This is a genomic window from Pedobacter borealis DSM 19626 (assembly GCF_000708285.2).
GTDB lineage: Bacteria > Bacteroidota > Bacteroidia > Sphingobacteriales > Sphingobacteriaceae > Pedobacter > Pedobacter borealis.
The window spans coordinates 55,826-76,433 of the sequence record NZ_JAUG01000001.1 but is presented as its reverse complement, the minus strand read 5'-3'; the positions used below and the strand labels follow the sequence as shown (position 1 = coordinate 76,433).

At 35.9% G+C, this 20,608-nt stretch carries 21 protein-coding genes; 14 read left to right on the top strand and 7 right to left on the bottom strand.

Annotation, left to right across the window (positions count from 1 at the left end; genetic code table 11):
* Positions 1-1,959 carry a KUP/HAK/KT family potassium transporter gene (locus tag AW17_RS00320; protein WP_029274074.1) on the bottom strand — a complete coding sequence of 653 codons (1,959 nt, stop codon included), beginning with the start codon at positions 1,957-1,959 and terminating at the stop codon, positions 1-3.
* Between the two features lie 180 nt (positions 1,960-2,139).
* On the opposite strand from AW17_RS00320, the gene AW17_RS00315 reads away from it, so the two are divergent.
* From AW17_RS00315 to AW17_RS00275, 9 genes are all read left to right on the top strand, one after another.
* Complete coding sequence (locus tag AW17_RS00315) at positions 2,140-2,670, top strand: T9SS type A sorting domain-containing protein (protein WP_051691553.1); 531 nt, start codon at positions 2,140-2,142, stop codon at positions 2,668-2,670.
* 75 nt (positions 2,671-2,745) lie between these two features.
* Positions 2,746-3,357, top strand: a complete 612-nt coding sequence (locus AW17_RS00310) for a fumarylacetoacetate hydrolase family protein (protein WP_029274072.1) — start codon at positions 2,746-2,748, stop codon at positions 3,355-3,357.
* A 3-nt stretch (positions 3,358-3,360) separates the two neighbouring features.
* The gene (locus AW17_RS00305) at positions 3,361-5,094 is read left to right on the top strand and encodes a M23 family metallopeptidase (RefSeq protein ID WP_029274071.1); all 1,734 of its coding nucleotides are present in this window, start codon (positions 3,361-3,363) and stop codon (positions 5,092-5,094) included.
* 179 nt (positions 5,095-5,273) lie between these two features.
* Positions 5,274-5,738: a thioredoxin-dependent thiol peroxidase gene (gene bcp, locus AW17_RS00300; RefSeq protein WP_029274070.1), complete on the top strand. Its 465-nt coding sequence runs from the start codon at positions 5,274-5,276 to the stop codon at positions 5,736-5,738.
* Between the two features lie 56 nt (positions 5,739-5,794).
* Positions 5,795-6,640, top strand: a complete 846-nt coding sequence (locus tag AW17_RS00295) for a transketolase (protein ID WP_029274069.1) — start codon at positions 5,795-5,797, stop codon at positions 6,638-6,640.
* Positions 6,641-6,715: 75 nt separating this feature from the next.
* A complete protein-coding gene (locus AW17_RS00290) occupies positions 6,716-7,672 on the top strand; it encodes a transketolase family protein (RefSeq protein WP_029274068.1) in 957 nt (318 codons plus the stop codon).
* A gap of 92 nt (positions 7,673-7,764) precedes the next feature.
* Positions 7,765-8,325: an RNA polymerase sigma factor gene (locus AW17_RS00285; protein WP_029274067.1), complete on the top strand. Its 561-nt coding sequence runs from the start codon at positions 7,765-7,767 to the stop codon at positions 8,323-8,325.
* Between the two features lie 33 nt (positions 8,326-8,358).
* On the top strand, positions 8,359-9,015 hold the full coding sequence (locus AW17_RS00280) for a hypothetical protein (protein WP_029274066.1): 657 nt from the start codon (positions 8,359-8,361) through the stop codon (positions 9,013-9,015).
* An 87-nt stretch (positions 9,016-9,102) separates the two neighbouring features.
* Positions 9,103-9,543, top strand: coding sequence for a hypothetical protein (locus tag AW17_RS00275; RefSeq protein ID WP_029274065.1), 441 nt, complete (start codon positions 9,103-9,105; stop codon positions 9,541-9,543).
* A gap of 43 nt (positions 9,544-9,586) precedes the next feature.
* On the opposite strand, the gene AW17_RS00270 is transcribed toward AW17_RS00275, so the two are convergent.
* From AW17_RS00270 to AW17_RS00260, 3 genes are all read right to left on the bottom strand, one after another.
* Positions 9,587-12,229, bottom strand: coding sequence for a TonB-dependent receptor (locus AW17_RS00270; protein WP_029274064.1), 2,643 nt, complete (start codon positions 12,227-12,229; stop codon positions 9,587-9,589).
* Positions 12,229-12,990 (bottom strand): GLPGLI family protein, encoded by a 762-nt coding sequence (locus AW17_RS00265; RefSeq protein ID WP_029274063.1) that lies wholly within the window; start codon positions 12,988-12,990, stop codon positions 12,229-12,231. The genes AW17_RS00270 and AW17_RS00265 overlap by 1 nt, the downstream gene beginning before the upstream one ends.
* Before the next feature lie 177 nt (positions 12,991-13,167).
* Complete coding sequence (locus AW17_RS00260; RefSeq protein ID WP_029274062.1) at positions 13,168-13,395, bottom strand: hypothetical protein; 228 nt, start codon at positions 13,393-13,395, stop codon at positions 13,168-13,170.
* A 242-nt stretch (positions 13,396-13,637) separates the two neighbouring features.
* On the opposite strand from AW17_RS00260, the gene AW17_RS00255 reads away from it, so the two are divergent.
* The 5 genes from AW17_RS00255 (at position 13,638) to AW17_RS00235 (ending at position 18,300) form a co-directional block, all read left to right on the top strand.
* Entirely contained in the window at positions 13,638-14,348 is a 711-nt protein-coding gene (locus tag AW17_RS00255) for a LytR/AlgR family response regulator transcription factor (protein WP_051691552.1), read from the top strand.
* Between the two features lie 29 nt (positions 14,349-14,377).
* Positions 14,378-15,577, top strand: a complete 1,200-nt coding sequence (locus tag AW17_RS00250; protein WP_029274060.1) for an aspartate aminotransferase family protein — start codon at positions 14,378-14,380, stop codon at positions 15,575-15,577.
* Between the two features lie 34 nt (positions 15,578-15,611).
* On the top strand, positions 15,612-16,289 hold the full coding sequence (locus tag AW17_RS00245) for a response regulator transcription factor (protein WP_029274059.1): 678 nt from the start codon (positions 15,612-15,614) through the stop codon (positions 16,287-16,289).
* Between the two features lie 84 nt (positions 16,290-16,373).
* Complete coding sequence (locus AW17_RS00240; RefSeq protein ID WP_029274058.1) at positions 16,374-17,684, top strand: sensor histidine kinase; 1,311 nt, start codon at positions 16,374-16,376, stop codon at positions 17,682-17,684.
* Between the two features lie 193 nt (positions 17,685-17,877).
* On the top strand, positions 17,878-18,300 hold the full coding sequence (locus AW17_RS00235) for a hypothetical protein (RefSeq protein ID WP_051691551.1): 423 nt from the start codon (positions 17,878-17,880) through the stop codon (positions 18,298-18,300).
* Between the two features lie 107 nt (positions 18,301-18,407).
* On the opposite strand, the gene AW17_RS00230 is transcribed toward AW17_RS00235, so the two are convergent.
* The 3 genes from AW17_RS00230 to panB form a co-directional block, all read right to left on the bottom strand.
* Entirely contained in the window at positions 18,408-18,836 is a 429-nt protein-coding gene (locus AW17_RS00230; protein WP_029274055.1) for a hypothetical protein, read from the bottom strand.
* Positions 18,837-18,950: 114 nt separating this feature from the next.
* A complete protein-coding gene (locus AW17_RS00225; RefSeq protein ID WP_029274054.1) occupies positions 18,951-19,637 on the bottom strand; it encodes an RluA family pseudouridine synthase in 687 nt (228 codons plus the stop codon).
* A 100-nt stretch (positions 19,638-19,737) separates the two neighbouring features.
* The gene (gene panB / locus AW17_RS00220; protein WP_029274053.1) at positions 19,738-20,553 is read right to left on the bottom strand and encodes a 3-methyl-2-oxobutanoate hydroxymethyltransferase; all 816 of its coding nucleotides are present in this window, start codon (positions 20,551-20,553) and stop codon (positions 19,738-19,740) included.
* Positions 20,554-20,608 lie beyond the last annotated feature (55 nt).

Genomic DNA, 20,608 nt, shown 5'->3' with positions numbered 1-20,608 from the left:
TTAAACCGGCAACCTGTTCAATTCAATATCATCTGGTGTAACGAAAATCAACGGAACTTTCTCTACATCAACATAACTGCTATCCAAGCCAAAACTCCGCTCTTCTGATAAACTTAATTTTTTAAGGATAAAGTAATAATCCATAATCTGTCTTTCATAGAAACTTAACTTGGTAAACTTAGATAAATGTTTTTCTAAAAGAACAAACCTGAAATCGCCAGCAATTTTATGCTTGTTTAACGAAGTGTACTGACTGGTAATATCGATTTCTCCATTTTTCACCAACTCTTCAACCACTTTACGATACAATAAGTTTACACGTTGCTCAATCCTGAAACCTAATCTAAAATCAATCCTGATCAGTTTTCCCGGGATCAGGAATTCAACTTTATAATCTAAGGTATAAGGCTCGTCCATTACATCAACATGTACCAACCAGTACACATCGGCACGTTTTGGTTCCTTTTGTATAATGGAATAGATTATTTTTGATTCAATCTCCGTTTTAAAGTTCGCACTGGTTAAATAAACCAGCTGAGACGAGTATTTCGGAACCGATTCATCTCCGCTCAGCTCGGTTAAAATCTCATAATAATCCTCAATTTCGACATATTTAACAAAGCGGTTTTTGATTTTGCGGGCTACAAACCAACTCCACATCACAGTAAACAATAACGAACCAATTAATACGGTTACCCAACCACCATGTAAGAATTTGGTTAAATTACTGATCAAAAATGTTCCTTCAATAATTACATAGGTAAAAAAGAATATCGCAACTAAATATTTCGGGAAACGTCTGCTTATCAAATAAAAACTAACCAGAATGGTAGTCATTAACATGGCTATGGTGATCGATAAACCATATGCCGCATCCATTTTCTCTGCTTTTTGAAACAACAGTACAATACCACAGCAACCAATCCATAACATCCAGTTAATAGAGGGAACGTATAACTGGCCTTTAGAAACCGATGGGTAAACAATTTTAATTTTAGGCCAAAGGTTTAAACGTACTGCTTCAGCAATTAAGGTAAAAGATCCACTAATTAAAGCCTGACTCGCAATTACTGCCGCCATAGTGGCCAGTATAACCATCGGAATCTGAAACTGATCAGGAACAATCTGAAAAAATGGATTCATTTTAGCGCCAGGAACATAACTCCCACTGTTCTGCAAAATCCAAACGCCTTGCCCTAAATAGTTTAGAATAAGGGTTAATTTCACAAAAATCCAACTGATTCTGATGTTATTTCTACCGCAGTGGCCTAAGTCTGAATATAAGGCCTCAGCCCCTGTTGTACATAAAAATACACCGCCGAGAATTAAAAACGCTAGTTTATTGGTAACCAGTAAATGAATGGCGTAATAAGGGTTAAATGCCTTTAGGATCGTAAAATCTTTAACAATAAAAAACATACCCAAAACACCCAAAACAGCAAACCAAACAAACATTACGGGCCCAAAAAGCTTTCCAACCAAATTGGTTCCAAACTGCTGGATAATAAACAGAACCGTTAAAATGCTTAATACAATGGGGATAACCGGCACATCGAACTTACTGGTTAAACCTTCAATTGCTGAGGTAACCGTAATACTTGGTGTAATAATTCCATCGGCGAGTAATGCGCAACCTCCTACCACAGCCGGAACCACCAGCCACTTCGCCTTTTTCCGAACCAAAGAAAATAAAGAGAAAATACCACCCTCACCTTTATTGTCGGCCCTTAAGGTAATAATAACATATTTAATGGTGGTTTGTAGTGTTAGCGTCCAAATGATGCAAGAAAGTACACCAAGAACATTTGTGGGATTTATATCCTGTTTACCGCCTAAAATGGTTGTAAAAATTGCATTTAAGGTATATAATGGAGATGTACCAATGTCACCGAACACAATTCCTAAACTTATTAGAACCCCGCCGGCGGTTAACGCGTTGACATTTTTATGATTTGACACTTCGTTGATTATTTTTTGCGAGCAAAAGTAAACTAACTATAACAATTTAACAACCAAATTATTGTGTATTTTTAACACTATGAAATTTAAATTTTATTGTTAAATTGTGTTAAATTATGGGTTTTAAACAAAATGTTTAATTTCTTTGTTTTAAATTAATACATTTGCTATACCAATTTGATGAAACTCTACGCTAAGATAACGTTCCTCACAAAACTTGCATGCACATTGTGCATTGTCTTACTGTGCGGCGTAAATTCTTGGGCACAACAAGGTGATAGTATTCGCATTAGCTTAAAAAACAGAACAAAAAAAGTAAGCAGAATTCCTGAAATCAAAGCCAACATTACGCCTTACAAACCACTGTATATGACAGTTGGTGGCTCTGGAATGTTCAATACTTACTCCACAACTCCAAAAAATACAACGGTTGTAGCAAAAGATAAATTGTTAACCATCGTAAAAATATATCCAAATCCTGTAGAAGATCAATTAAATATTATCTTATCTATCGGAAAAGATGGCACACAGACTACAATCAAAATCATCGATTTATTGGGAAATGAAGTGGCAACACTTTCAAATGAACGCCTAAATGCTGGCGAGCAGACCAAAAGCTTCGTCATTCCAAACAGGATTAATCCTGGTATTTACTTTTTGAGGGTTATTGCCGGTTCCGAAAGCCAGGTAAAACGGATCTCGGTTTTATAACACCATTTTCTTTTCTATTTTTGATTGATGTGGATTTAATTCCCGTCTATTTTATCATATTTCATAGTCTTAAGAATGAAAATCATCGCCATTGGCCGAAATTATGCCGAACATGCAAAAGAACTGAACAATCCGGTTCCAACTATACCCGTAATTTTTCTGAAACCTGATACAGCTGTTTTAAAAGACAATAAACCTTTTTACCTGCCTGATTTTTCTGATGATGTACATTACGAATTAGAAGTGGTATTAAAAATCTGTAAAGAAGGAAAACATATCGCAGAAAAATTCGCCGCTAATTATTATGATGAAGTGGGGTTAGGCATCGATTTTACCGCCCGTGATATCCAGAGCAAACATAAAGAAAAAGGATTGCCATGGGAGCTTGCCAAAGCTTTTGATCACTCGGCACCTATCAGTATCTTCCATCCTAAAAGTGATTTTGAGGATCTTTACAACTTAAATTTTGAGTTGAAGGTAAATGGAGAAAGCCGCCAGATAGGCCATACTAAAGATTTGTTATTCTCGTTCGAGAAGATAATCAGCTTTGTTTCTCAATATATTACTTTAAAAAAAGGCGATTTAATTTTTACCGGAACACCGCAGGGCGTCGGAAAAATAAATAAAGGCGATAAATTGGAAGCCTGGTTAGAAGGAAAGCAACTTTTAAATTTTGATGTAAAGTAACGAATGATTAAAAACCCGATCCAGTACAAGTTAAAATTTTTAGTTTCAATTTGCCTTTTATTTGCTTCAACTTTTATTCAGGCGCAACAGATTTATAGTACGAATAAATACCCGATTACCGATTTCAGACAACCTTTGGATATTAGCCCTCCTGCCCTTGCAGGTTCTTTTGGTGAAATCCGCGGCAATCACTTTCATTCTGGAATTGATTTCAGAACCAACCAACGCGAAGGTTACCCGGTTTATGCCGTTGCAGATGGATATATTTCGAGGTTAAGGGTTCAGAACAGTGGTTTCGGACAGGCACTGTACATCAACCACCCTAATGGTTTCACTACTGTATATGGCCACCTTCAACGGTTTGCTCCCAAAATTGCAACCATTGTTAAAAACCTTGAATACGAAAAAAAATCATTTGAGATTGATGAGTTCCCCGATGCCACATTAATTCCGGTACATAAAGGCGAGATTATTGCCTGGTCTGGTAACCGTGGTAGTTCGGGCGGTCCGCATCTGCATTTCGAAATCAGAGATACCAAAACAGAAGAAACCATAAACCCGCAATTTTTCGGAATCATCATACCCGATAACATTCCACCTGTTATTCATGGTTTGTATGTATACCGTTTAAATGGCAAAACCTTTAACGAAAATACACCTAAACAAGCCATCGGCATTAGTGGAGCAAATGGCAATTATAAAACCACTGCCCCCATCAGTTTAACCGGTGAGGTTGGCTTTGGCATCGTGGTAACCGATCGGCACAATGGTTTATCGGGCACCAACGGGGTATATTCGATCCAACTGGAGGTTGATGGGAAGAAAATATATACTTCTGCCCTTGAACGCTTTGCGTTTGAAGACAGTAAGGCCATCAACTCGCACATCGATTACCCAACTTATTTAAATACCAAAAGAAGTATTCAGAAAAGTTTTGTCGAACCCGGCAATCCTTTAAAAATTTATAGTGGTTTGGTAAACAGTGGCAGGATTAATTTCAACGATGCTGCCTCGCATCAGTTGCGCTACATCATAACCGATTCGAAAGGAAACTCTTCTGTTCTGCCTTTTACTGTGAATGCAGGTTCAGCTCCGGTTACAGCTCCGGTTATTCCCACTGGAATAGTTTATCCATATAATAAGGTAAATGAGTTTAATACCGATGATATTAAAGTGGTTTTCCCACTCGGGACATTGTACAGCGATTTAAATTTCACTTATAAAAAGTTGCCTAAACCAACGGGAAATGCATGGTCGGCTTTACATCAGATTCATAATAAGTACACGCCGCTGCATATCGGTTTCGATATCTCAATCAAGGCTTATAATCTTCCCGAAAACTTAAGAAGCAAAGCCCTAATTGTAAATAACAACGGTACATCTCAGGGCGGGTTTTTCAAAAATGGCTATGTTAAGGCTACTCCAAAAAACTTTGGCAGTTTTTATATCGCAATTGACACCCTTGCACCAAGGATCGTACCTGTAAATATTGCTGAAGGGAAAAACATGGCGGGTTTATCTAAAATATTTTTCAGGATCAGCGATAATCTATCCGGAATAAAAAGTTTTAATGGCTATATCGACGGCAAATGGGCGTTGATGGAATTCGATGCTAAAACAGCTACACTTTGGCATAGCTTTGACGAAAGAACAACTTCCGGAAAGCATACATTGGAATTAATAGTAATGGATATGAAAGAAAACACCAGAAAATACACAGTAACATTCTTTAAATAGGAACAATATTTTAAGAATTTACAGATTTCATAAGCATTTCCGCATCAATATCAATCATTTATACTATTAAATGTCATCTTTTAACATAAATTGAACAGTATAATAAGTTAAACTGTTTAAATTGCATGCACTATTAATCATTCAATCATTATAACATTCAAAATTCAATCATTATAAATATGGCAGCGTTAAAAGAAGGTGATCAGGCACCGGCAATTACATCAAAAGATCAAAACGGCATTGAAGTTTCTTTAAGTGATTATCAAGGCAAAACGGTTGTTCTGTATTTTTACCCTAAAGATGATACACCAGGCTGTACCGCCGAAGCTTGCGATTTCAGGGATAACTACCAGGGCTTACAAGCAAAAGGCATTGTGGTTTTAGGGGTTAGCGTTGATGACGAAAAATCGCACCAAAAGTTTGTTACCAAGCATAATTTACCATTTACCCTGCTTGCAGATACCGACCAGAAAATCGTAAACGACTACGGTGTTTGGGCAGAAAAAAATATGTACGGCAAAAAATACATGGGTACGGTACGTACCACTTTCATTATAGATGGTGATGGAAAAATTACCCATATCATCAAGAAAGTTGACACAAAAAACTCAACGCAACAAGTACTCGATTTAATCAATAACTAATTATGATATAGCGGGTAAAATATTACCTTTGCTATGTAACAACAACCTCTTATTTAATGAAACATACAATTAAAGATCTAGAAGATATTGCCTCTCAAATTAGAAGAGATATCGTAAGAATGGTTCACGGATGTCAATCTGGCCACCCAGGCGCTTCGCTTGGATGTACAGATTTTTTTACTGCTTTATATTTTGAAGTTTTGAACCACAAAACAGATTTCACAATGGAAGGCGCTGGCGAAGATCTTTTCTTCCTTTCGAACGGACACATTTCTCCGGTATGGTACAGTACATTAGCTCATGCTGGTTATTTCGATAAAAGTGAACTGGCAACTTTCCGTAAACTAGATTCTAGATTACAAGGTCACCCAACCACCCACGAACATTTACCGGGTATCCGTATTGCTTCGGGCTCGTTAGGTCAGGGCTTATCAGTTGCTATTGGTGCAGCGTTGGCTAAAAGGTTAAACGGAGATAAATCTATCATTTTTGCCTTATTAGGTGATGGAGAATTACAGGAAGGACAAAACTGGGAAGCAGCAATGTTCGCCCCTTTTAATAAAGTAGATCATTTAATTGCATCTGTTGATTATAACGGACAGCAAATTGACGGGCCAACAAACAAAGTACTTGCCTTGGATGATTTACAAGCTAAATTCGAAGCTTTTGGCTGGCACGTAATCAATACCGATGGTAACGATATGCAAGCAATCGTTGAAGGCTTACATTATGCTAAAACTCTAACCGGAAAAGGTAAACCAATTCTAAATTTAATGAGTACTCAAATGGGTGCTGGTGTAGATTATATGATGGGCACACATAAATGGCATGGTACTGCGCCTAATGATGAGCAGTTGGCAGCAGCGTTAGCGCAATTACCAGAAACTTTAGGGGATTACTAACCCCCTGCCCCCTGAAGGGGGAGTAAATAACTTTTAATTTTAACTACAAATAAAGCCCCTTTAGGGGTTTGGGGTATGAAAAAATATACATATACAGAAAAAAAAGATACACGTTCGGGTTTTGGAGCTGGTTTACATGAGGCTGGAAAGAAAAACGAAAATGTAGTTGCCTTATGTGCCGATTTAGTTGGATCACTTAAAATGGATGCTTTTATTAAAGATTTTCCTGAGCGTTTTACACAGGTTGGTATTGCAGAAGCAAACATGATCGGTATTGCAGCAGGCATGACTATTGGTGGTAAAATTCCTTTTACAGGTACTTTTGCCAACTTTTCTACAGGCCGCGTTTACGACCAGATCCGCCAATCAGTAGCTTATTCTAATAAAAACGTTAAAATCTGTGCATCTCACGCGGGTTTAACCTTAGGCGAAGATGGTGCAACCCACCAAATTTTAGAAGATATAGGTTTAATGAAAATGTTGCCAGGAATGGTAGTCATCAATCCTTGCGATTACAACCAGACTAAAGCAGCAACTATGGCCATTGCAGAATACGAAGGCCCGGTTTATTTACGTTTTGGCCGTCCGGTAATTCCTGTATTTACAGATCCGGATCAAAAATTTGAGATCGGTAAAGCATGGATGGTTAACGAAGGGACAGATGTTACCATTATCGCTACAGGCCATATGGTTTGGAAAGCAATCGAAGCTGGTGAGAAATTAGCTGAATTGGGTATCGATGCTGAAATTATCAATATCCACACCATTAAACCTTTAGATGACGAAGCCATCTTAAAATCAGTTAAAAAAACTGGTTGTGTGGTTACCTGCGAAGAGCATAATAAATTTGGTGGCTTAGGCGAAAGTGTAGCGCGTTTGTTAACTACAGAATTGCCAACACCACAAGAGTTTGTAGCCACTAACGATACTTTTGGCGAAAGCGGAACACCAGATCAATTAATGTCTAAATATGGCTTAGATGCTGTAAACATTGTTGAAGCTGTTCAAAAAGTAATTGGCAGAAAAAAATAAAATTTAAAATTTAACCACAAAGACACCAAAAACACCAAGCATAACCAAACCTTTGTGGACTTAGTGTCTTTGTGGTTTTATAATTATCATAAATGAAACAAGTTGAAGATTCAGAAATTCTTGCCATGTTCGCTGTTGAGCGTACGCGTAATGAAGCCTTTAACCTGTTGCTGAAAAAATATCAGCAAAAAATATACTGGCACATTCGCAGGCTGGTTTTAAACCACGATGATTGCGACGATCTTTTACAAGAAGTATTTGTTAAAGTCTGGAAAAACCTTGATAAATTTAGAAGCGATTCTCAGCTTTATACCTGGATTTACCGTATTGCCACCAACGAATCCATCACTTTCTTAAACAAGCAAAAACAGCGGAACAATACACCTTTAGATGAAGTATCATCCGAGCTTGCCGATAACTTAGTTGCCTCATCTTATTTTAACGGCGATAAACTTGAGCTTAAACTGCAAAAAGCAATCCTTACCCTGCCTGAAAAACAACGGATTATCTTCAACATGAAATATTTCGACGATATGAAATATGAAGAGATTTCGGAAGTTTTAGGTACCTCCGTAGGGGCTTTAAAAGCATCATTTCACATCGCTGCAAAAAAAATTGAAGCTTTTATTACAAATGATGAAGTAGACTATTAAACCTTTTCACTTTAATTGTATCATATATCTGTGATGAACGAAAATATAGAAAATAACGACTGGATGAACGAAGCCCCTGCACTTGCGGCAATGGGGAAACGCAATCCTTTCTCCGTTCCTGATGGATATTTCGAAAATTGTGATGAGGACATTTTTTCTGCTGTCTTTTTAGATGGGTTGAAACAGAAAACCAGTAACAATAATTTTGAAGTTCCGCAGAATTATTTTGAAGATCTAACGGAACGCATACAAACCCGAATTGCCCTGTCTGAAATGCCTAAGGCAGAACAGTCCTTTGCAGTACCTGAAAATTATTTCGATACGCTGCAACGTAGAATTACTGACAGGATTGTAGCATCGGAGCCTAAAAGGGAGGCTAAAGTTATTCCTTTATGGAGGCGCAACATTGTTAAATACGCAAGCGCGGCCTGTTTCTTATTAATGGCTTCGTTTGGTGTTTATTTTTACCAGAACGGCTCAACTACTGCGATTCAGCAGCTACAATCTGCAGAAGCAATAAACGAGCAGCTATTATATGACATTGATGAAAGTACGATCATCGATCATTTAGAAGCGCAAAACACTACATCATCTCATATAAAAACTACTTCTGCTTCAGATACAGAAATGGAAAACTACATCTTGAGTAATTTCTCGTCAAGTGATTTATCTCAGGAACTAAATAATTAATGGAACCATCATGATTAACAATAACAAAAACTATATCGAAATCATGATAGCTTCATCACCTTTGAAAACAAGAATAAACAGATGAAAATGAAAAATTTACTTTTTGTTGCTTTAATGTTTTTATTACCCACAACCCTGTTGGCACAAAGACCAAAGGGAGAAGAAATAGAATCACTTAAAATAGCATTTTTCACTCAAAAACTGGATTTATCACCAGAAGAGGCTAAAATTTTCTGGCCGATTTATAACGATATGCAGGCTGAACAAAATGCCTTGCGAAAAGAACGTATGCAGAAAATGATCTCATTCAGGAAAACGACTGAAATAGATAACCTAACCGATGCACAGGTTCAAAGTTTAATTACCAGCGAATTCGACTTCAAGCAAAGAGATCTTAATCTCGATAAAAAATATTACAACAAACTTAAATCGGTATTGCCGATAAAAATTGTTGGAAAGTTTTACCGGGCGCAGGAAGGTTTTAAACGCGAGTTACTCAATAGATTTAAAGGCGGTCAGAGGCAATAAAGAAAAAGACTTACAGCGATGTAGGTCTTTTTTGTTTAATTAATTATTTGATTGACATCGATACGTTAAACATTATATATCTGCCTAATATAGAAGATGAGTAATTAGAAGAATATACTTCATTAATATTTAAATTGGTAAAAGCTTTAAGGTTTGCAAGGTTTTTGCCCTGAATACTATACTTGAAATTCCCTTTAATAGGATTAAACTGCAGTTCCGTATCAATCAGGTTAAAGTTTTGATTATTCACATTATACCTGTTGTAAGAAGAGATATTGAAAATTTTATCACTGATCTTATACCTATATTCGAATGTGTATTTATAGGCTTTATTTTTAGCAATTTGTTCTCCTTCACTTCTGGTCGAATTAATTTGCAGTTCGGTTCCTAATCCAAAATTTATTGGCAGATTAAACCCGGTATTTATTTTTAATGAGGCCGATTGGTTAAAAGCATGATATTCATTTATCACAGTGATTGCTTTACCATAATAAGTTAAGAAAGAGGGAACATAATTTGCCGTAAACGACATGGACAAGGCAGGAAAAAATTTCTTTGCGTTAAAATTGGCAGTTATTGTTTTAACGCCTTTAAACGGTTCTTTCTTAGCGTAGTTTAAAGTATTTAAGAAAAAATTAGTGTAAAGAAATCCGTATTGACTATAACTTCCATTTATGCCCAAATTGAGGTTAAAATAACTGTTAGCGAAATCATTTAAATTATAATTCACCCCGAGATTATGAGTATTATAATTATAAAAATTATTCAATCCACTATTTAAACTACGCAGATTGGTAAGGATATAATTTTCATAATATTCAATAGGCTGGGGATTCGAATTTTTATAGTTATAACTTAAAGAAATACCCTGTATATCGGTCAACTTATAAGAAAAAGATAAACTTGGTTCCAAAATCAAATAAGTACTATCCTTACCCATATTTTTTAACACTTGAACCGTAGATTTTAACTGTAATAGTACCTTAACAGGTTGATTATCGTAAACATATTTCCCAGTAATGTAACTTTGATTTAGTTTAAAGAGATTATCATTGATAAAAGCATCACCAATTGATATTTGATTATTCTGGAATTCCCCAAACAAATTTGATCTTATTTTAAAATGGTTAATTTCATTACCCACATTTAAATACAGAAAACTTGTATTGTATCTCTTTAAACCCTCAAAATCGAATTTCAATTTAAAATTATTGTTATTTACTATCTGGTATAAATTTTGGCTTCCATTAAATATGGGAATATTTTGATAAAGCTTTGAGCTTGTTCGGTAGTTTTGGTTTACATCATCGGCTAAAACTTTAGCCGAAAGCAAATAAGCGGTTCTTTGATTTGCCTTGACAGTATACTTCAACTGTGCGTTAAAATTTCGGTTTAAATCAGCCTGATTTTGCGAAACACTATCACCAACTATATTATCGTATATAGAAAAAGCGGAACTATTAAATCGCTCAGGTACTTGTTTGTATGTAAACTTAGCCCAGAAACGGGCATTACTTTTTACCAGGTAATCTGCGCTGAAATCAGCTTTAAAAGTTTTGCTCAAACTGGTTCTAACATCATTATCTTCAGTATATATCGAATTTGGTGGAAAATAAATATTCTGCATAGATGTTTGTCCGTACAGTTTACTCCAAGAATACAATAGTGCGTAGCTGATCTTAAACTTGTCTGTTACCCTTGTAATGGCATTTATACTGCCTTGAATGATATTGTTAAGGGTATATGAAGTCGCATCAAAAGGATTATAAGTGCCAACTTCATGACGGATAATTTGATTATTTCCTGTAAAAGCTCGATTCTCATCTACCAGATCCAAGATATTCCCATTTGATTCTGTACTTAAATTATTATGGTTAGCAAAAGCAAAGGCCTTGGTTTTATTAATGAAAGAGATGAGGTTTGTAGACAATACCCTCCTATCGTTTGTACCTAAACCACCGTCGATACTCCCTATTATCTTTTTAGCTTGCTTATTCTTTACTTTGAGGTTTAAAACAATATCATCGCTGTTAATAATACCCTTAAGCAGATTATCTTCAACATAATGTTCTATAGCCTGTACTTCTTCAACAAACTCGGGCTTTAGGTTTTTGGTAATGGCTTTATAACCCTCTCCTGTTAAATCATCACCCTCTAATAATACTTTGCTAATTTTTTTACCTTTAAAAAAAATCGTTCCGTCTTTGTTTACCTCCATTCCAGGCATTTTCCTTAAAACACTTTCCAGATTTCTATCCTCAGGACTTGTAAAACGCTGAACATTATAGGTTGTGGTATCGTTATTTACCTGAATGGCATTAGGCGCTTTGATGTAAATTTCATCAAGCTGTCTTTTATCTTCTGTTAAATTGAAATTATGCTGAAAAGTAGCTTGTTTTAAAAGATCAGTCCGACTTACAATTACTGTATCTCTTTTATAACCAATATAGGCCGCAATTAAAACGAATTTATCGGATTGGTCTATTGGACCGCTAAGTTTATAATTTCCTTCTTCGTCAGAAAAACCATAAATTAAAATATCTTCATTTCCAAAAGTTTTAAGTTGAATCGAAGCGGAGGGTAATTTTTCATATTTTGTTACAACCTTTCCGATTAATTTTACGGTTTGACAGAATACTACATTATGAAAAAAGAAGATTGCTAAAGCAATAAACCATCTGGCCATTAAAATTTTTCTTGTTTTTCGGGAATGCTTATAGTTACGTTCGAAACTCCTTTAGCACTATTGTTGTATGTTCTTGAAAGCTTTTCATAATCCGCCTGTTTTTTATTTATTAATGCTATAAAATTTTTATGCTCCATTGCTATGTTATTTAAGTATTCCTTTGGCAAAGAGATGATTTTTTCATCAAATTTTGATTTTAAGTCAATGCCTGTTAACTCATAATTAAAAAAAGATTTATCATCACCAACATTAATTATCAGTCCCGGCAGTCCACAAAACTTCCATGGTCCATTCTGTATTGGCAATTCTTCGGTAAACCATGCTATATAATTTCTGCCACGAAAATTTGTGACTGCCTTTCTACATTTAAATTTTTGAATTACCTTATAATCATTTGTTATCTTCCATTTAAACAAATTCAGGGTATCATTAATTAAATATTGTTTCGTTGAAATATGATCAGATAAAGATAATTTGTTGCTTTTAAAATCTTTTAAAATAAATATTGGTTTTCCACTTTTTATTATCTTTATATCCATTAGATTATTTTCATCTTCATTTGAGATAGGAAGTAAGCTATTTCCAGAAACTTGTATTGATTTTAAACCATTTACATACAAAATATAATTTTGATTATGATCCCTTAAATTTTTATTTGTAGTAATTAATTTATATTGAATAATCGCGTGAATTTGAGACTTTACTGTTAAGCTAAAAATTATTAGTAAAAAACTAATAATTAATTTTAATCTTGATGGCATATTAATTTATTTTGACTTACACATTGAAATTTCATCAATACCATTAAACTTATAATTCTCATAAACGTTTAAAATCTAAACATCTACAAAATAAGAATCGTATTAATGCGTATACATTTTTATAGATTTTGTATATTAATAAAGCCAATTTACTTGGCTTTATTAATATACAAATAGTTAAAGTGCAAGCTGTAATAAATCAGCAGCAGCACGTGCGTTTGCCGTTGCCTCCGAACAACTCGCAGCTGAAGTATCAAAACTTATAAAACCTATTTGATCTCCATTTTCGTTAAGTACAACTCTTGAATAATGAACAGTACACGTCTTTGAATAAGTTAATAATCCTTCTCCAAAAGTAACAGTACTAGTTAAGCACATCATTCCAATAAATAATAGTTTTTTCATTTTCTTAAAGTTTAAGGTTAATTTATTTGATTAATTACCTCAAACCTCATTGATAAAAATCTAAAATAAAATTTTCTGCATCAATTGCCATCTAACCAACATGAACAGCCAACTAAGCAACATGAACGACCATTTTGATCTTTTCCTAATTTTATAGATTTGGAAAACTGTAACATAACTATTACTTTAGTCTCGATCATTTCTAAATTAAAAATAATTAACCTCTCAATTACTCCTGAAATATGTATACCTGCCTTGCCATTGATGATGAATTTTCTGCCCTGGATATTATAACTGATTATATTGCTTTACAGCCCGAACTTAAATTACTCAAGTCGTACAGTAGCGCTCCAACTGCGCTCAAAGAAATCGAAAACCTTAAAAAACGTGTTGATGTGATCTTTCTTGATATTGAAATACCAACAATGAACGGCATTGAACTCGCAAAATTAATCAAGCACAAAACCAACAAGCTGGTATTTACTACAGCCCATGCCAATTATGCCATTCACTCCTATGAGCTGGAAGCAGATGCTTTTCTATTAAAACCATTTTCACAGGCAAAATTTGATCAAATCATTAAGCGGTTATTTTCAAATTCTTCAAATATTCAAGCAGAAAAGGTTAATGATTTTATTCTTTTAAAAAGCGATGAGCAAAGAAATAGGTTTATTAAAATCAAATTAGACAAAATTTATGCGGTAGAGGCCCAAGAGAGATTAACCAAAATATACCTAGAGGACAAAGCAATTCTTTCGAGGTCAAGCTTTTCTGAAGCATTGGCACTACTAACGACAAATGCAGATTTCTCACAAATCCACAGATCATTTATTGTGGCTGAAAGTCAAATTAAAACATTAGAAAGATCATATGTGATTTTAAATAATAACATCAGGATTTCTATTGGCAGAAAATATCTGGATTTTTATCACAAGATGTCAAAGAAGAAGTAGAATCTTTCTTAAATCCGTACTTTTGTGCCATGCTTACCCAACGTCAGTTGTTTTTACAACACAATGCACAAACCTCTCCAGAGCCGCTTATGCTCGAATTTGTAAGGGCAAAAGGAATTTACATTTACGATGCCCAAAACAAAAAACACCTCGATCTAATTGCCGGTATCGGTGTAAGTAATGTTGGCCATTGCCATCCCGCGGTAGTGAAAGCTATTCAAGAGCAAGCAGAAACCTACATGCACCTAATGGTTTATGGCGAATATGTACAAACGCCTCAGGTAAATTTTGCCAAGGCCCTTGCCGATATTTTACCTGAAAGCTTAAGCTGCACCTACTTTTTAAACTCAGGAACCGAGGCTGTAGAAGGCGCAATGAAACTAGCTAAACGTTATACTGGACGTAAAGGATTTATCGCTTGCAAAAATGCTTACCACGGGAGTACGCAGGGTGCCGAAAGTTTAATGGAAAGCGATTTCTATTCCTCCGGCTACGGCCCATTCTTGCCACATGTAAGTTTTATCAAGCATAATAACATTGCTGGTCTCGAAAAAATCACCTCAGAAATTGCTGCTGTTTTTATCGAACCCATTCAGGGTGAAGCCGGAATCCGGGTGGCCGATTTAAACTATATGCAAGCTTTACGAGCAAAATGCACAGAAACCGGAACTTTATTAATCTTCGACGAAATACAATCTGGCTTCGGTCGCAGCGGTAAAATGTTTGCTTTTGAGCATTATAATGTTGTGCCCGATGTGCTGCTCCTGGCGAAGGGAATCGGTGGTGGAATGCCAATTGGGGCTTTTATCAGTTCACTGGAGATTATGTCGATATTATCGCATACGCCAATTTTGGGCCACATGACTACTTTTGGCGGTCATCCGGTTTGTTGTGCTGCTGGATTGGCTACCTTACGTACCTTGGTTGATGATCATATTGTTGACGAAGTAGAAGAAAAAGGCCAATTGTTTAAACAGCTCCTTCAACATCCTGCCATTAAAGAAATAAGGGGGAAAGGTTTAATGTTGGCGGTTGAATTTGAAAATTTCGAGATCAACAAAAAAATCATTGATGCCTGCATTTTAGACGGGGTGTTATCAGACTGGTTTTTACATTGCAGCAATTCTATGCGCATTGCCCCTCCTTTAATTATTACCAAAGAAGAAATTGAAGAAGCTTGTGCGATCATCTTAAAAAATATTAACTTAGTTTTAGAGACTAAAGCATAAAGCTGAAAGACTAAAGAACATTAACTAAATTAAAATGAACGTACTCATAGTTGAAGATGAAAAAAGCCTGGCGCTTGAAATGGATGAATTCTTGAGCAAAGAAGGATTTATTGTAGAGCATGCCTGGAAAAAATCTTCTGCGGAAGAAAAAATATTTGTAAACAATTATGATTTCATTTTACTCGATTTAGGTTTGCCAGATGGTGATGGTTTTGAAATTTTAAAACAGTTAAAAGCCATGAAAGATCGTGATGATGCTGTAATTATCTTAACCGCCCGTAGTGCTGTAGATGACCGGATTAAGGGACTTGATGAAGGCGCAGACGATTATTTACCCAAACCATTTTCGCTAAATGAACTTTTAGCACGTATGCATGCCATTACACGTAGAAAACACAAGTTAGAGAAAAATGAGGTAAACATTCATAATTTTTTGCTCAATATTCAGAACAGGACTGTTTCATTTGGTGATGAAAGACTAAACCTTACCAAAAAGGAATTCGAAATATTTAACTATTTGGTGTTGAACAAAAACCGCGTGGTATCGAGAATGAGTTTAACTGAACACGTTTGGGGTGATATTTTAGAAGTCAATTCTGATTCCAACTTTGTTGATGTTCATGTTAAAAACCTGCGAAAAAAACTTGCAGCAGTTAGTGCAACAGATTGGTTTGAAACCGTAAGGAGTATTGGCTATCGGATTAATTGCTAGAGAGTCGGGAAATCGGAAGTCAGAAGTTAAGCGTCGATCTACCAATGAACCAATGGCAATTGAACCAATGAACCATTAAATAAAATGAAGTTACAGGTTAAGTTTTCCTTATACAATGCAGTAACCAAAATCGCCATCATCTTGGTGTTGGGGGCTATCATTTTATTTTCGTTGGATAAACTTGCCTACAACCAATTTGACAACCGTTTAATCAAAAAGAAAAACAAAATCATTAAAAACTTAAACGATAATGAGATCGACAGTCTTTTAAATAAGGAACAATCTTTTACTGATTACAATATTTTAAAGGAAGAATTTATCGTTTTAACAGATATCCCCGATAATCAGAAAGACTCTACAGCAAAAGTATTTACAGAAAAGAGGGAAATTGAAGGAGATATTGAGGTATATAGAATCCTCAATTATAAATTTTCTTATCATACAAACTGGTATAATCTGGAGATTGGAGAAACGATGACAGCGCTCCAATCGATTAAAAATTCGATCCGCTTTTACATGCTGATTGTGTTGGTTGCCGCCTTACTTATTACTTTGGTAGCAGATTTTACCTTCTCAAACTTTTTATTAAGGCCTTTTTATCTCATTATCGACAAAAAGATCAATCTGGTTGATGATCCGTCACATTACAATTACCAAAATATACCAACTACTACCAACGATTTTAAAATCCTTGATAATAGCATAAACTCTTTAATGCGTAAAATAAATACACTTTTCGCTTTAGAAAAGCAGTTTATAGCTAACGTTTCGCATGAGCTGCTTACCCCCATTTCAATTTTAAGTACGCGCTTCGAAAATATGCTCAACACGCCAGATATTCCGGTAGAGCATGAAAACAAAATCTACGCCTCTTTAAAAACCTTAAACCGCTTAAAGGTAATTATCAACAGCCTGTTGCTCATTTCGAAGGTAGAAAACAATCAGTATCTGAAAACCGAAGAAATTAGCCTCAAACAGGAAATCGATGATATATATGAAGATCTGGAAGATCGAATAGCAGATAAAAATATCAGTTATAATGCCCACCTTTCAAAGAATTTTCATTTTACCGGAAATAAAGCACTGATACATACCCTTTTAATCAATATCATTAATAATGCGATAAAGTACAATATTGAGGGAGGTACCATTGCCATAACAGATAAAACCGAGGCCGAAAAATATATCCTCACCATCAGCGATACCGGATCTGGTATGAGCGCAGCACTGGTAGAAAATGCTTTCGATCGGTTTAAAAGGGGAAATACCGAAGAAAACGGCTTTGGTCTGGGGCTGGCCATTGTACAAAGTATTGCCCGATTCCATAAAATAGAGGTCGATATTAAATCTGAAGAACACAAAGGAACCAGCATTTCGTTGTTTTTTTTAAAATAACTTCCCAGTTAAGCTTATAACATAGCTCATATATTTAGGATAAAATAATTCCAATGTAAGATCGGCACAGGTTTAAGAATCTTTTTGGCAGGGGCTTTGCTTAATAATAAAAAATCAATCCGATAAGAAAAGAATATATCCTAATGAAAAACATCTTCCCAATACTAGGAGCAGCCACTTTATTGATGGCATCTTGCCAGGGCGGCACGGCAAAAAAACACAGGCTAAAATAGATTCCACCATAGTAACCAATGCAACGGCAAGCCCTGATTCTATTCGGTGCTTCCAGTATATTAAAAACCGGGATACTGCCACCCTGTCGTTAAAAACAGCGGATAATAAGGTAACAGGTACACTAGGTTATAATTTATACGAAAAAGATAAAAATGCAGGCACTTTAGCCGGAATTGTTAAAGGCGATACCATAATTGCTAATTATACTTTTCAGTCTGAAGGCAAAACATCAATTAGGGAAGTGGTTTTTTTGAAAAAGGGTGATCAGCTAGCAGAGGGATTTGGCGATGTACAGGAAGTAAAAGGAGAAACCAAGTTCAAAGACCTAAGCAAACTAAAGTTTGGTGGATCGATGACTTTTGACAAAATTGATTGTAAATAAATTCCGAAGAACCGTCATTCCCAACTTGATTGGGAATCTTAATGCCTAACAAAAGTGCTTTAAGATTCCCGCATACGCGAGAATGACGATTTTCTATAATTTGAGCTTTACTTAGTTACTGCTTCCTTCGCTGCTTTCGTCCATTCTTCGCTTAACTTAAGCACATAATCAGAATACTTCTGTATTTCATCTGGCTTTAGCTTGCTTGCCCAGCCTGTTGCCTGATTTGCCCAAGCCGTATATTTATCGCTTAACGCTTTAATTTCTGCAGCATTTTTACTTTTCACAGCTGCAACATATTCGTCTTTAAGTTTAGCATATTCAGCAAGCCCTTTGTTTACCTCTTCATTTGAGAAAATTGGAACATCGGTTTTAACTGTTTCAGTTGTTTTTGTCGTTATTTTGGTAATGGTGTCTCCATTAGCGGAAATTTCACTAGAGTCTTTGGTTGTTTCCGTTTTTTTAGTGCTATCACACGAAACCAATGTAGAAGCCAGTAAGCCTGCTGCAGCGATAGATAAGATGGTGTTTTTCATGATTAATTTGGTTTTTAATCATGAACAGAGGAAATATGATGCCAAATCATAAAAAATCCGATCAAATATTAAATATTGTGACTGGATATCTTAATTATATTAAATATTGTTGTGCTATAAGTCTTCGAAGCGTTCCCAAAAACCATCAACAGGCAGCTTTGCAAATATATTTACGGGTTCTTTTTTAACCGGGTGTATAAACTGTAAACGGCGGGCATGTAGGCAAATGCTCCCTTTTCTGCTTCCGCGGGGATAGCCATATTTATTATCACCCATAATCGGGCATCCCATTGATGAGAGCTGAACCCTGATTTGGTGCGAACGTCCGGTTAAGGGATCTACCTCTAAGAGGTAATAATCGCCAACCTTCGCCTTTACTTTGTAAGAAAGCTCCGCACGCTGACTACCAGTAACTTCTGTATTGTAATAGGAAACCACATTTTTCTGCGGGTTTTTAACCAGCCAATGGATCAAAGTAGCCGACTCTTTCTCTGGCTTGTTCTTCACTACTGCCCAATAGGTTTTCTTTACTTCCCTATTTTTAAAAGCGGCATTCATCCGTTCCAAAGCCTTACTCGTTTTAGCAAATAAGATTACGCCGCTCACCGGCCGATCTAAACGGTGTACCACCCCCAAAAAAGCACCATTGGGTTTATTGTACTTTTTAGCGATATACTTTTTTACCTGTTCATCCAAAGGCTCGTCGCCGGTTTCATCAACCTGCACAATATCACCTGCCCTTTTATTAATGGCGATTAAATGATTGTCTTCAAAAAGGATGTCGTTATCGGTAATTGGCATTTAACCCCTCCGCCCCTAAAGGGGAACTTAAATTAATTATATATTGATTTATTTTTTAAATATTAACCTCATGTAATAAAGCCCCTTTAGGGGTTTGGGGTTAATACTGTTCTTTCTCGTTCGGGAAATCGTTTGCTTTTACATCACGAATATACGATTGTGCTGCGCCCAAAATTTCATCGTATAAATTAATATACTGACGTAAAAAACGTGGTTTAAACCCTTTTGTTAAGCCAATCATATCATTTACAACCAAAACCTGGCCATCGCAGTTTTGCCCGGCACCAATACCGATAGTTGGGATATTCAAACTTTCTGTAACTTCTTTACCTAAAGCAGCAGGAATTTTTTCTAATACGATAGCAAAGCAGCCCGCAGCCTGTAAAGCTAAAACATCTGTTTTTAACTTATTTGCTTCTTCTTCTTCCTTAGCGCGGACTGTATATGTTCCGAATTTATAAATAGATTGAGGTGTTAAACCCAAATGCCCCATAACAGGTATTCCTGCTGTGATAATACGTTGAACCGATTCGATAATTTCTTCACCGCCTTCCAATTTAACACCGTGGGCACCCGATTCTTTCATAATTCTTATCGCTGAGTTCAAAGCTTCCTTTGAATTTCCCTGATAAGAGCCAAAAGGTAAATCGACAACAACGAAAGCGCGTTTAACTGCCCTGATTACCGAGGCGGCATGGTAAATCATCTGATCTAGCGTAATAGGCAAAGTTGTTTCATGACCAGCCATTACATTAGAAGCCGAATCGCCAACAAGTAGAACGTCTAATCCTGCATCATCTAAAATGGTAGCCATCGAATAATCGTAGGCCGTTAACATAGATATTTTTTCACCGCGTTGCTTCATTTCCTGTAAAGTGTGCGTGGTGATGCGTTTGATTTCTTTATGTACCGACATGGGATTTGTTTTGTGTTGCCAAAAGTATTGTTTTTTCTTTAAAAAGGTATAAGGT

What these genes read in the sequence shown, in the direction of transcription:
- AW17_RS00290 (WP_029274068.1), top strand. Translation starts at nt 6,716, where the DNA reads ATGAAAAAATATACATATACAGAAAAAAAAGATACACGTTCGGGTTTT.
- AW17_RS00245 (WP_029274059.1), top strand. Translation starts at nt 15,612, where the DNA reads ATGAACGTACTCATAGTTGAAGATGAAAAAAGCCTGGCGCTTGAAATG.
- AW17_RS00295 (WP_029274069.1), top strand. Translation starts at nt 5,795, where the DNA reads ATGAAACATACAATTAAAGATCTAGAAGATATTGCCTCTCAAATTAGA.
- AW17_RS00275 (WP_029274065.1), top strand. Translation starts at nt 9,103, where the DNA reads ATGAAAAATTTACTTTTTGTTGCTTTAATGTTTTTATTACCCACAACC.
- AW17_RS00240 (WP_029274058.1), top strand. Translation starts at nt 16,374, where the DNA reads ATGAAGTTACAGGTTAAGTTTTCCTTATACAATGCAGTAACCAAAATC.
- AW17_RS00265 (WP_029274063.1), bottom strand. Translation starts at nt 12,990, where the DNA reads ATGCCATCAAGATTAAAATTAATTATTAGTTTTTTACTAATAATTTTT.
- AW17_RS00270 (WP_029274064.1), bottom strand. Translation starts at nt 12,229, where the DNA reads ATGGCCAGATGGTTTATTGCTTTAGCAATCTTCTTTTTTCATAATGTA.
- AW17_RS00280 (WP_029274066.1), top strand. Translation starts at nt 8,359, where the DNA reads ATGAACGAAAATATAGAAAATAACGACTGGATGAACGAAGCCCCTGCA.
- AW17_RS00310 (WP_029274072.1), top strand. Translation starts at nt 2,746, where the DNA reads ATGAAAATCATCGCCATTGGCCGAAATTATGCCGAACATGCAAAAGAA.
- AW17_RS00250 (WP_029274060.1), top strand. Translation starts at nt 14,378, where the DNA reads ATGCTTACCCAACGTCAGTTGTTTTTACAACACAATGCACAAACCTCT.
- AW17_RS00255 (WP_051691552.1), top strand. Translation starts at nt 13,638, where the DNA reads ATGTATACCTGCCTTGCCATTGATGATGAATTTTCTGCCCTGGATATT.
- panB (WP_029274053.1), bottom strand. Translation starts at nt 20,553, where the DNA reads ATGTCGGTACATAAAGAAATCAAACGCATCACCACGCACACTTTACAG.
- AW17_RS00315 (WP_051691553.1), top strand. Translation starts at nt 2,140, where the DNA reads ATGAAACTCTACGCTAAGATAACGTTCCTCACAAAACTTGCATGCACA.
- AW17_RS00285 (WP_029274067.1), top strand. Translation starts at nt 7,765, where the DNA reads ATGAAACAAGTTGAAGATTCAGAAATTCTTGCCATGTTCGCTGTTGAG.
- AW17_RS00225 (WP_029274054.1), bottom strand. Translation starts at nt 19,637, where the DNA reads ATGCCAATTACCGATAACGACATCCTTTTTGAAGACAATCATTTAATC.
- AW17_RS00230 (WP_029274055.1), bottom strand. Translation starts at nt 18,836, where the DNA reads ATGAAAAACACCATCTTATCTATCGCTGCAGCAGGCTTACTGGCTTCT.
- bcp (WP_029274070.1), top strand. Translation starts at nt 5,274, where the DNA reads ATGGCAGCGTTAAAAGAAGGTGATCAGGCACCGGCAATTACATCAAAA.
- AW17_RS00305 (WP_029274071.1), top strand. Translation starts at nt 3,361, where the DNA reads ATGATTAAAAACCCGATCCAGTACAAGTTAAAATTTTTAGTTTCAATT.
- AW17_RS00260 (WP_029274062.1), bottom strand. Translation starts at nt 13,395, where the DNA reads ATGAAAAAACTATTATTTATTGGAATGATGTGCTTAACTAGTACTGTT.